This is a genomic window from Streptomyces sp. ISL-36 (assembly GCF_018614205.1).
Taxonomy (GTDB): domain Bacteria; phylum Actinomycetota; class Actinomycetes; order Streptomycetales; family Streptomycetaceae; genus Streptomyces.
Map to the genome: position 1 here is coordinate 1 of NZ_JAGGOS010000192.1, position 11,073 is coordinate 11,073.

Sequence of the window (11,073 nt, forward strand, 5' to 3'; positions counted from 1 at the left end):
GTCCCCGCGCTGCCGGCCCCGACCGAGCCGGCGCCCACGCCGCCCGCCTCGACCGAGCCCGCCCCGACCGAGCCAGCCCCCACCCCGCCCGCACCAGCCGTGCCCGTCCCGGGCCCGAACCCGATGGCGACGGCCTCGTCGGAGGTGTCGGTCTGCGTGGGGCCTGTCAGTCCTTCTCCGGCCCCAGCGGGGCGGTCGCTCACAGCGGTCACCGGACCGCCTCCTCGTCCTCGTCCTCGTCCGTCGTCAGCAGGTCCGCGATGTCCAGGACGTGGAACCCCCGCATCGACGGCAGGCAGCTCCCCGTCACCGGGCCGATGGCCCCCGCCCATTCCTCCGGGATCGCCGACGCCCCCGCGACCGCGCCGGCCAGCGCGCCCGCCACCGCCGCCGTGGTGTCCGCGTCGCGGCCCATGTTGACCGCGGTCAGGACCGCCGTACGGAAGTCGCCGCCGGCCGCCGCGAAGGCGCCGAAGGCAAGGCCCACCGCCTCCGGGGCGAGGTCCGTCCACGGGTAGCCGCCGATGACGACCGCCGAGCGGACCGTCCGTTCCCGGGTCAGGGCGTCGGGCTGGACGCGCTGGGCCGCCACCACCGCGCGGCGCATCGAGCGGGCCGTCCAGGAGTCCATCGGGACGACCGAGAGCGCCGCCGCGATGACCGAGGTGACCGAGGCGCCGCCCATCGCCGCGGCGACGCCCGCCGCGACCGCCTGGCCGCCGTAGATGCCCTCGCCGTCGTGGCTGACGCTTCCGTCGATGGCGACCAGCCGGGCCGCCTCCGAGGGACGGCCCGCCGCGAAGACCCCGAACGGGGCGGCGCGCATGGCCAGGCCGTCCGACCAGGCGTGGCGGTGCTGGGCGGAGATGGGGGCCGCGAGCCCCCGCCGGAGGTTCTCCAGGGTGCCCCGCTCGCTGAAGCCGGCCCCCCGGAAGGGGCCCTCGTCCAGGTCGGCGATCCAGTGGTGCCAGGCCCGTTCCACATGGTGCACGGTCAGCGCGGAGCCGTGCCGGGCGAGCAGCAGCCCGGAGAAGATCGCGTACTCCGTGTCGTCCGTGCCGGCCGGACGGTCCGCGACGAAGCCCTCGATGCGGCCCCAGCGGCGGCGGATCTCCGAGGGACGCATGTTCTCGGCGGGTGCGCCGAGCGCGTCGCCGACGGCGAGTCCGAGGAGCGCGCCCCTGGCGCGCTCCCGGGTGTCGCGTGCCGTCGTCCCCGTCTCGCTCACCATGTCGGTCCCCTTTCGCGGTTCCTGAATCTCTGCCACGTCGGGGCGGCCCGGAGACGAAGAAACGTCTCTGTCACCCGGCTGACACCGCAGGAAGAGGCGTGGCGAACGGTGAGGCGGACCTTAGTAAGTACGGCCTGCCTTGCTGGCGCGCCCCTTACATCGCGCGTACTTTCGAGGGTGTTGAGGGGCGGCGGGGTCAGCCCGACCCGCCGGAACGACAGGGGAGAAGCATGTCCATCATCGAAACCGAGGCGCCACTTCACGCGGCCCACCGCGACAACCACACGCACCGCGATGTGAACGGCGGCTGGCTGCGCCCGGCGGTCTTCGGCGCGATGGACGGACTGGTCTCCAACCTGGCCCTCATGACGGGTGTCGCGGGAGGCGCGGTCTCGCAGCAGACCATCGTCATCACCGGCCTCGCCGGGCTCGCGGCGGGCGCCTTCTCCATGGCGGCCGGCGAGTACACCTCGGTCGCCTCGCAGCGCGAGCTCGTCGAGGCGGAACTGGACGTCGAACGCCGGCAGTTGCGCAAGCACCCCATCGACGAGATGGAGGAGCTCGCCGCGCTGTACGTCTCCCGCGGAGTCGAGCCCGCGCTCGCCCGCGAGGTGGCGATGCAGCTCTCCAAGGACCCCGAGCAGGCGCTGGAGATCCACGCCCGCGAGGAGCTGGGCATCGATCCGGACGACCTGCCGTCGCCGACGGTCGCCGCGGTGTCCTCGTTCGGCTCGTTCGCGCTCGGTGCGCTGCTTCCCGTCCTGCCGTATCTGCTCGGCGCGACCGCGCTGTGGCCCGCCGTGCTGCTCGCGCTCCTCGGGCTCTTCGCCTGCGGCGCGCTGGTGGCGCGGGTGACGGCCCGCAGCTGGTGGTTCAGCGGAGTGCGCCAGCTCGTCCTCGGTGGCGCGGCGGCAGCCGTCACGTACGGGCTCGGCATGCTCTTCGGGGCGGCCCTCTAGCCCCCGCACCTCCCCGCGATCCGTCGAAAGGGCCCCCGCCGCAGGTCGGGGGCCCTTTCGGGTGTTCTGGGGAGATGCGTCCGGCGTCGCTGTGACGTATCTCCCTGGGCGGATCCGGCGTTCCGGTGAGACACTATGCGCAGCGCAACATATCTAGCCGTTACTCGCTGGTTTCGAATCCTTAACCACCGGGCATGAGGCGTAAGCGCCGCGGGCAATGAAGCTCGCTCCGCGACGGGTCGTCGAACCCCATCGAATGCCACAAGATCGACCTGTCCACAGGTGAACCAATACCACCGCTCCGTGTCAGCGGTGTCCGCATGCTGGAATGAGCTATCCGTTCTGCGAGAAGCCAGCCATCATGTAACCTGCACGAAATTTCGCGGAGGGCCAACGTCGTCCCTCGGCTGCTGCATATGCCACGACGACGACGGGAGAGCCGATGCGTTCCGACGCCTGGTCGCCCATGGACGGTCGCCCCGCTCCGCAGGGGATGTACGACCCCCGTAACGAACACGACGCCTGTGGCGTCGGGTTCGTGGCCACCCTCACCGGTGTAGCCAGTCACGCACTGGTCGAGCAGGCGCTGACCGTACTGCGCAACCTCGAACACCGCGGCGCCACCGGCTCCGAGCCCGACTCCGGAGACGGCGCCGGCATCCTGTTCCAGGTCCCGGACGCCTTCCTGCGCGAGGTCACCGACTTCGAGCTTCCCGCCCAAGGCGCCTACGCCGTCGGCATCGCCTTCCTTCCTGCCGACGGCTCCGCACAGGCCGTCTCGCAGATCGAGACGATCGCCGCCGAGGAGAACCTGACCGTCCTCGGCTGGCGCGAGGTTCCCGTCGCCCCCGAGCTGCTCGGCGCCTCCGCCCGCTCCACCATGCCGGTCTTCCGCCAGCTCTTCGTCGCCGACGGAGAGAACACGGGCATCGCGCTGGACCGCAAGGCGTTCGTCCTGCGCAAGCGCGCCGAGCGCGAGGCCGGGACGTACTTCTCGTCGCTCTCCGGCCGCACCATCGTCTACAAGGGCATGCTGACCACCGGCCAGCTGGAGCCCTTCTTCCCGGACCTGTCGGACCGCCGCTGCGCCACCGCCGTGGCCCTGGTCCACTCCCGGTTCTCCACCAACACCTTCCCCAGCTGGCCGCTGGCCCACCCGTACCGCTTCGTCGCGCACAACGGCGAGATCAACACGGTCAAGGGCAACCGCAACTGGATGGTGGCCCGCGAGTCCCAGCTCGCCTCCGACTTGTTCGGCTCTGCCGACCATGGGCACAGTGGCGAGGGCAAGCTCGACCGCATCTTCCCGGTCTGTACCCCGGACGCCTCCGACTCCGCCTCCTTCGACGAGGTCCTGGAGCTGCTCCACCTCGGCGGGCGCTCCCTGCCGCACAGCGTCCTGATGATGGTCCCCGAGGCGTGGGAGAACCACGAGTCCATGGACCCGGACCGGCGCGCCTTCTACCAGTACCACGCCACGATGATGGAGCCCTGGGACGGCCCGGCCTGCGTCACCTTCACCGACGGCGTCCAGGTCGGCGCGGTCCTCGACCGCAACGGTCTGCGCCCCGGCCGCTACTGGGTCACCGACGAGGGCCTCGTCGTCCTCTCCTCCGAGGTCGGCGTCCTCGACATCGACCCCGCCAAGGTCGTTCGCAAGGGCCGCCTGCAGCCCGGCAAGATGTTCCTCGTCGACACCGCCGAGCACCGGATCATCGAGGACGACGAGATCAAGGCCGGTCTCGCCGCCGAGAAGCCGTACGCCGAGTGGCTGGAGACCGGCGAGATCGAGCTCGAGGACCTCCCCGAGCGCGAGCACATCGTCCACACCCACGCCTCGGTCACCCGCCGCCAGCAGACCTTCGGCTACACCGAGGAAGAGCTCCGCGTCATCCTCGCCCCGATGGCCCGCACCGGCGGCGAGCCGCTCGGCTCCATGGGCACCGACTCCCCGATCGCGGCCCTGTCCGAGCGCCCCCGGCTGCTCTTCGACTACTTCACCCAGCTCTTCGCGCAGGTCACCAACCCGCCGCTGGACGCCATCCGCGAGGAGCTGGTGACCAGCCTGCGCTCCTCGCTGGGCCCGCAGGGCAACCTGCTCGAACCGACCTCGGCCTCCTGCCGCAGCGTCACGCTGCCCTTCCCGGTGATCGACAACGACGAGCTGGCCAAGCTCATCCACATCAACGCCGACGGCGACATGCCCGGCATGAAGGCCGCGACCCTCTCGGGCCTCTACCGGGTCTCCGGCGGTGGCGACGCGCTCGCCGCCCGCATCGAGGAGATCTGCACCGAGGCCGACGCGGCGATCGAGGGCGGCGCCCGCCTGATCGTCCTCTCCGACCGGCACTCCGACGCCGAGCACGCGCCGATCCCGTCGCTGCTGCTCACCGCGGCCGTCCACCACCACCTCATCCGCACCAAGCAGCGCACCCAGGTGGGCCTGCTGGTCGAGGCCGGAGACGTCCGCGAGGTCCACCACGTCGCGCTCCTCATCGGCTACGGCGCCGCCGCCGTCAACCCGTACCTCGCCATGGAGTCCGTCGAGGACCTGGTCCGCGCCGGCACCTTCATCGAGGACATGGAGCCCGAGCAGGCCATCCGCAACCTGATCTACGCCCTCGGCAAGGGCGTCCTGAAGGTCATGTCCAAGATGGGCATCTCGACCGTCGCCTCCTACCGCGGCGCCCAGGTCTTCGAGGCCGTCGGCCTCGACGAGGCCTTCGTCGCGAAGTACTTCAACGGCACCGCCACCAAGATCGGCGGCGCCGGTCTCGACGTCGTCGCCAAGGAGGTCGCCGCCCGCCACTCCAAGGCGTACCCCGTCTCCGGCGTCCCCTCCGCGCACCGCGCGCTGGACATCGGCGGCGAGTACCAGTGGCGCCGCGAGGGCGAGCCGCACCTGTTCGACCCGGAGACCGTCTTCCGCCTGCAGCACGCCACGCGCAACAAGCGGTACGACATCTTCAAGAAGTACACGGACCGGGTGAACGAGCAGTCCGAGCGCCTGATGACGCTCCGCGGCCTCTTCGGCTTCACCTCCGACCGCCCCTCGATCCCCCTCGACGAGGTCGAGCCGGTCTCCGAGATCGTCAAGCGGTTCTCGACGGGCGCCATGTCGTACGGCTCCATCTCCCAGGAGGCGCACGAGACCCTCGCCATCGCCATGAACCAGCTGGGCGGCAAGTCCAACACCGGCGAGGGCGGCGAGGACCCGGAGCGCCTGTACGACCCGGAGCGTCGCTCCTCCATCAAGCAGGTCGCCTCCGGCCGCTTCGGTGTGACCAGCGAGTACCTGGTCAACGCGGACGACATCCAGATCAAGATGGCGCAGGGCGCCAAGCCCGGCGAGGGCGGCCAGCTGCCCGGCCACAAGGTCTACCCGTGGGTCGCCAAGACCCGGCACTCCACCCCGGGTGTCGGTCTGATCTCCCCGCCGCCGCACCACGACATCTACTCCATCGAGGACCTGGCTCAGCTGATCCACGACCTCAAGAACGCCAACCCGGCCGCGCGTATCCACGTGAAGCTGGTCTCCGAGGTCGGTGTCGGCACGGTCGCCGCGGGTGTCTCCAAGGCCCACGCGGACGTCGTCCTCATCTCCGGCCACGACGGTGGTACGGGCGCCTCGCCGCTCACCTCGCTGAAGCACGCGGGCGGACCCTGGGAGCTCGGCCTCGCCGAGACCCAGCAGACCCTGCTGCTCAACGGCCTGCGCGACCGGATCGTCGTCCAGACCGACGGCCAGCTCAAGACCGGCCGTGACGTCGTCATCGCCGCGCTGCTCGGCGCCGAGGAGTTCGGTTTCGCGACCGCGCCGCTCGTCGTCTCCGGCTGCGTCATGATGCGCGTCTGCCACCTGGACACCTGCCCGGTCGGCATCGCCACCCAGAACCCGGTCCTGCGCGACCGCTTCTCCGGCAAGGCCGAGTACGTCGTCAACTTCTTCCAGTTCATCGCCGAAGAGGTCCGCGAGATCCTCGCCGAGCTGGGCTTCCGTACCCTCGAAGAGGCCGTCGGCCACGCCGAGCTGCTCGACACCAGCCGCGCGGTGACGCACTGGAAGGCGCAGGGCCTCGACCTCGCCCCGCTCTTCCACGTCCCCGAGCTGCCCGAGGGCGCGGTCCGCCACGCGGTGATCGAGCAGGACCACGGTCTGGAGAAGGCCCTCGACAACGAGCTGATCGAGCTCGCCGCCGAGGCGCTCGGAGCGGCGTCCGCCGAGGAGGCGCAGCCGGTCCGGGCCCAGGTCGCGATCCGCAACATCAACCGCACGGTCGGCACCATGCTCGGCCACGAGGTGACGAAGAAGTTCGGCGGCGCGGGACTGCCCGCCGACACCATCGACATCACCTTCACCGGCTCCGCCGGCCAGTCGTTCGGCGCGTTCCTGCCGAGCGGTGTCACGCTCCGCCTGGAGGGCGACGCCAACGACTACGTCGGCAAGGGCCTCTCCGGCGGCCGGATCGTGGTCCGCCCGGACCGCGGCGCCGACCACCTGGCCGAGTACTCGACCATCGCGGGCAACACCATCGCGTACGGCGCGACCGGCGGCGAGCTCTTCCTGCGCGGCCGCACCGGTGAGCGCTTCTGCGTCCGCAACTCCGGCGCGCTGGTCGTCTCGGAGGGCGTGGGCGACCACGGCTGCGAGTACATGACCGGCGGTACGGCGGTCGTCCTCGGCGAGACGGGCCGCAACTTCGCGGCCGGCATGTCGGGCGGCGTCGCCTACGTCGTCGACCTCGACCGGGACAACGTCAACTCCGGCAACCTGGAGGCGATCGAGGCCCTGTCGGACACCGACAAGGCGTGGCTGCACGATGTCGTGCGCCGCCACCACGAGGAGACGGGCTCGACCGTCGCCGAGAAGCTCCTCGCCGACTGGTCCGTGAACGTGGACCGTTTCAGCAAGATCATCCCCACCACGTACAAGGCAGTGCTCGCCGCCAAGGACGCCGCTGAGCTCGCCGGTCTCTCCGAGCAGGAGACCACCGAGAAGATGATGGAGGCGGCGACCCATGGCTGATCCCAAGGGCTTCCTGACCACCGGGCGCGAGGTCGCCAAGACCCGTCCGGTGGGCGAGCGAGTCAAGGACTGGAACGAGGTCTACGTTCCCGGCTCCCTGCTGCCGATCATCAGCAAGCAGGCCGGCCGCTGCATGGACTGCGGCATCCCGTTCTGCCACAACGGCTGTCCGCTGGGGAACCTCATCCCCGAGTGGAACGACTACGCCTACCGCGAGGACTGGACCCAGGCCTCCGAGCGGCTGCACGCCACCAACAACTTCCCGGAGTTCACCGGCCGCCTGTGCCCGGCTCCGTGCGAGGCCGCGTGCGTGCTCGGCATCAACCAGCCGGCCGTCACCATCAAGAACGTCGAAGTCTCCATCATCGACAAGGCGTGGGACACGGGCGACGTCAAGCCGCAGGCGCCCGAGCGTCTGTCCGGCAAGACCGTCGCGGTGATCGGCTCGGGCCCGGCGGGTCTTGCCGCCGCCCAGCAGCTGACCCGGGCCGGCCACACGGTCGCCGTGTTCGAGCGCGCCGACCGCATCGGCGGCCTGCTGCGCTACGGCATCCCCGAGTTCAAGATGGAGAAGCGGCACATCAACCGCCGCATCGAGCAGATGCGCGCGGAGGGTACGAAGTTCCGCACCGGCGTGGAGATCGGCCGCGACATCACGGCGACCGACCTGCGCAAGCGGTACGACGCCGTGGTCATCGCCGCCGGTGCCACGACCGCCCGCGACCTGCCCGTCCCGGGCCGGGAGCTGGCCGGTATCCACCAGGCGATGGAGTACCTGCCGCTGGCCAACAAGGTCGTCGAGGGTGACTTCGTGACCCCGCCGATCACCGCCGAGGGCAAGCACGTCGTCGTCATCGGCGGCGGCGACACCGGCGCGGACTGCGTGGGCACCGCCCACCGCCAGGGCGCGGCCTCGGTCACGCAGCTGGAGATCATGCCGCGTCCGGGCGAGGAGCGGGCGGCCGGCCAGCCGTGGCCGACCTTCCCGATGCTCTACAAGGTCACCTCGGCGCACGAGGAGGGCGGCGAGCGGGTCTACTCCGTCTCCACCACCCACTTCGAGGGCTCCGCCCCCGAAGAGGGACAGACGGTCGGCAACGTCCAGTTCCTGCACCTGGTCGAGGTCGAGTTCGTCGAGGGTAAGCTGACCCAGAAGCCGGGCACGGAGCGCAAGATCCCCGCCCAGCTCGTCACGCTCGCGATGGGCTTCACGGGTACGGACGTCGAGAACGGCCTGGTCTCGCAGTTCGGTCTGGAGCTCGACGAGCGCGGCAACATCGCGCGGGACGCGGACTTCGCCACCAACGTCGGCGGCGTGTTCGTGGCCGGCGACGCGGGCCGCGGCCAGTCGCTGATCGTCTGGGCGATCGCCGAGGGCCGCTCGGCGGCCCGCGGAGTCGACCGCTTCCTGACGGGCGCGAGCGACCTCCCGGCCCCGATCCGCCCGACGGACCGTGCCCTGACGGTCTGACCCGAGGGTCCGAGGACCCACCTGACGTCCCGTACAACGACGTGCGGAACTGAGCGCGGCGCCCCCCGAATGTCCCCGACCGGACGACTGGGCGGGCGCCGCGGCGCGTCCCCACCCGGCCGTGTTCCGCACAGACCGGCCACGGCTCGTCCGCCGGCCACAGCGGGGGCCCCACACACGGTAACCAGCCCGTCGTCCTTCTCAAGTCCCTGATCACGTACCCTCGGCAGTCCGTACGGGATGAGGGAGGGGAGCCGTCCGTGGCCCTGAGTCTGCGCAAGGTCGAGGAGACCGCGCCCGCGTTGGTCAGCCTCTACAAGTCGGCGGGGGTCTCCCTGCAGAAGCACGGCATGAGCGGTCAGCGCGTCGCCGTCTATCTGGTGCTCGACTACTCGGGCTCGATGAAGCCGTACTACCAGGACGGCAGCGTGCAGGCGCTGGCCGACCGGGTGCTGGGGCTCTCCGCGAACCTGGACGACGACGGGCGGGTCCCCGTCGTCTTCTTCTCCACCGACATCGACGCCGAGACGGACATCGAGCTCGCCGACCACCAGGGGCGCGTCGACCGGATCGTCGCCGGACTCGGCCACATGGGCAAGACCAGCTACCACCTGGCGATGGACGCGGTCATCGACCACTACCTCGACAGCGGCGCGACCGCCCCCGCACTGGTCGTCTTCCAGACCGACGGCGGGCCGATCAACAAGCTCGCGGCCGAGCGGTACCTGTGCAAGGCGGCGAAGCTTCCGCTCTTCTGGCAGTTCATAGGCTTCGGCGACCCGGACAGCCGCCAGTTCGAATTCCTGCGCAAGCTGGACGAGTTGGCGGTCCCGGACAAGCGCCCCGTCGACAACGCCGGCTTCTTCCACGCCGGGAAGGACCCGCGCCGGGTCCCGGACGAGGAGCTGTACGACCGGCTCGTCTCCGAGTTCCCCGCCTGGCTGGCCGCGGCCCGGGCCCGGGCGATCGTGCGCGCGTAATCCGCTGGCCGCAGGCGCCGCCTCTGCGGGAGAGTGCCGCCATGGCATCTCTGGTGAGACATGTGACGATCGACAGCTCCGACGCGTACGCCCTGGCCACGTTCTGGGCCGCCGTACTGGACTCCAAGGTGTCCGACGACGACCGGCCCGGTGACGAGGAGGCGCTCGTGGAGACGCCCGGCGCCGGCATCCTCTTCGTGACGGTGCCGGAGAAGAAGTCGGTCAAGAACCGGGTCCACCTCGACCTGCAGCCGCAGGACCGTACCCGCGACGAGGAGGTCGAGCGGCTGCTGGAACTGGGGGCGACCCTCGTCGACGACCGGCGCAACGCGGACGGTACGGGCTGGGCGACGATGGCCGACCCGGAGGGCAACGAGTTCTGCGTGGAGCGGTCCGTCTCCGAGCGCGCGGAGTAATCCGGACAGTGGACGGCGGGTTTCCGGTGTTTCCTGGGAGCCATGGGAAACACCGGAGACGCACCCCACACCTGGTCCACCTTCGCCGCCGCCGAGCCCGACCTCGCCGCCACCGTGCGGGAGCGGTTCGGCCGGTACACCCACCACACCCTGGCGACCGTACGGAAGGACGGCTCACCGCGGCTCACCGGCCTGGAGGTGAACTTCCGCTTCGACGAGCTGTGGCTCGCGATGATGCCCAACTCCCGCAAGGCGCTGGACCTGCGGCGCGACCCGCGCTTCTCGCTGCTCGCCAATCCGGGCGGCGGAACGGAGATGGACGGCGGAGACGTCCGGATCTCCGGACGGGCGGTCGAGGTCACCGACGCCGAGACGTTCGAGCGGTTCGCCGAGGAGGTCGGCGCGCCGCCGCCGTTCCATCTCTTCCAGGTCGCGCCGACCGAGATCGTCCGCACCAGCGTCGAGGACGACGAGCTGGTCGTCCGCACCTGGGTGCCGGGCCGGCCCGTGAAGACGATCCGGCGCGGCAACGATGACCGTCCGCCGCGTCAGGACTCATGACAGGCCAGGACCCGGGCCCGGCACCAGGACGGGGCGCCCCAGGCGTCCCGCAGGGGCCGGGCCTTGCGCAGCCACAGGGAGAGGTCCAGCTCCTCGGTGAAGCCGACGGCGCCATGGATCTGCAGGGCGGTGCGGGCGGCCGCGTAGGCCGCCTCGCCGGCCGTGACCTTCGCCGCGGCGAGATCGGCGTCCTCGAAGGTGACCGCCGCTCCGAAGATCAGGGGCCTGGCGAATTCGAGGCCGATCAGGGTGTCCGCGAGCCGGTGCTTCACCGCCTGGAACGAGCCGATCGCCGTCCCGAACTGGGTGCGCTGCTTCGCGTACGCCACGGTCCGGTCGAGCAGGGTGAGGCCGACCCCCAGCGACTGGGCGGCGGTCGCCAGCAGAGCCCAGCGGGCGGCGTGCTCGGCGGCGGCCGCGACGGCGGGA

General features: G+C 71.0%; 9 protein-coding genes. 6 read left to right on the top strand and 3 right to left on the bottom strand.

The genetic code is table 11. The features are described 5' to 3' along the window. Both J7E93_RS35215 and J7E93_RS35220 read right to left on the bottom strand, forming a co-directional pair. Positions 1-212, bottom strand: a 212-nt coding sequence (locus tag J7E93_RS35215) for a hypothetical protein (RefSeq protein WP_215074111.1), incomplete at its 3' end; no start/stop codon positions are given. Then, entirely contained in the window at positions 209-1,231 is a 1,023-nt protein-coding gene (locus J7E93_RS35220; protein ID WP_215074112.1) for an ADP-ribosylglycohydrolase family protein, read from the bottom strand. The genes J7E93_RS35220 and J7E93_RS35215, both read right to left, overlap by 4 nt. Positions 1,232-1,461: 230 nt before the next feature. Between J7E93_RS35220 and J7E93_RS35225 the strand changes: the two genes are divergently transcribed. The 6 genes from J7E93_RS35225 (at position 1,462) to J7E93_RS35250 (ending at position 10,644) form a co-directional block, all read left to right on the top strand. Further along, entirely contained in the window at positions 1,462-2,190 is a 729-nt protein-coding gene (locus J7E93_RS35225) for a VIT1/CCC1 transporter family protein (RefSeq protein ID WP_215074113.1), read from the top strand. A 442-nt stretch (positions 2,191-2,632) separates the two neighbouring features. Continuing rightward, complete coding sequence (gltB, locus tag J7E93_RS35230) at positions 2,633-7,216, top strand: glutamate synthase large subunit (RefSeq protein ID WP_215074114.1); 4,584 nt, start codon at positions 2,633-2,635, stop codon at positions 7,214-7,216. Next, positions 7,209-8,687: a glutamate synthase subunit beta gene (locus tag J7E93_RS35235; protein ID WP_215074115.1), complete on the top strand. Its 1,479-nt coding sequence runs from the start codon at positions 7,209-7,211 to the stop codon at positions 8,685-8,687. The genes gltB and J7E93_RS35235 overlap by 8 nt, the downstream gene beginning before the upstream one ends. 260 nt (positions 8,688-8,947) lie before the next feature. After that, entirely contained in the window at positions 8,948-9,667 is a 720-nt protein-coding gene (locus J7E93_RS35240) for a VWA domain-containing protein (protein ID WP_215074116.1), read from the top strand. A gap of 41 nt (positions 9,668-9,708) precedes the next feature. Continuing rightward, positions 9,709-10,083 carry a VOC family protein gene (locus tag J7E93_RS35245; RefSeq protein ID WP_215074117.1) on the top strand — a complete coding sequence of 125 codons (375 nt, stop codon included), beginning with the start codon at positions 9,709-9,711 and terminating at the stop codon, positions 10,081-10,083. Positions 10,084-10,125: 42 nt separating this feature from the next. Further along, positions 10,126-10,644, top strand: coding sequence for a pyridoxamine 5'-phosphate oxidase family protein (locus J7E93_RS35250; protein WP_215074118.1), 519 nt, complete (start codon positions 10,126-10,128; stop codon positions 10,642-10,644). Here J7E93_RS35250 and J7E93_RS35255 read toward each other — a convergent pair. Beyond that, on the bottom strand, positions 10,632-11,073 hold a 442-nt coding region (locus J7E93_RS35255; RefSeq protein ID WP_285440989.1), incomplete at its 5' end, for an acyl-CoA dehydrogenase family protein. The genes J7E93_RS35250 and J7E93_RS35255 overlap by 13 nt on opposite strands.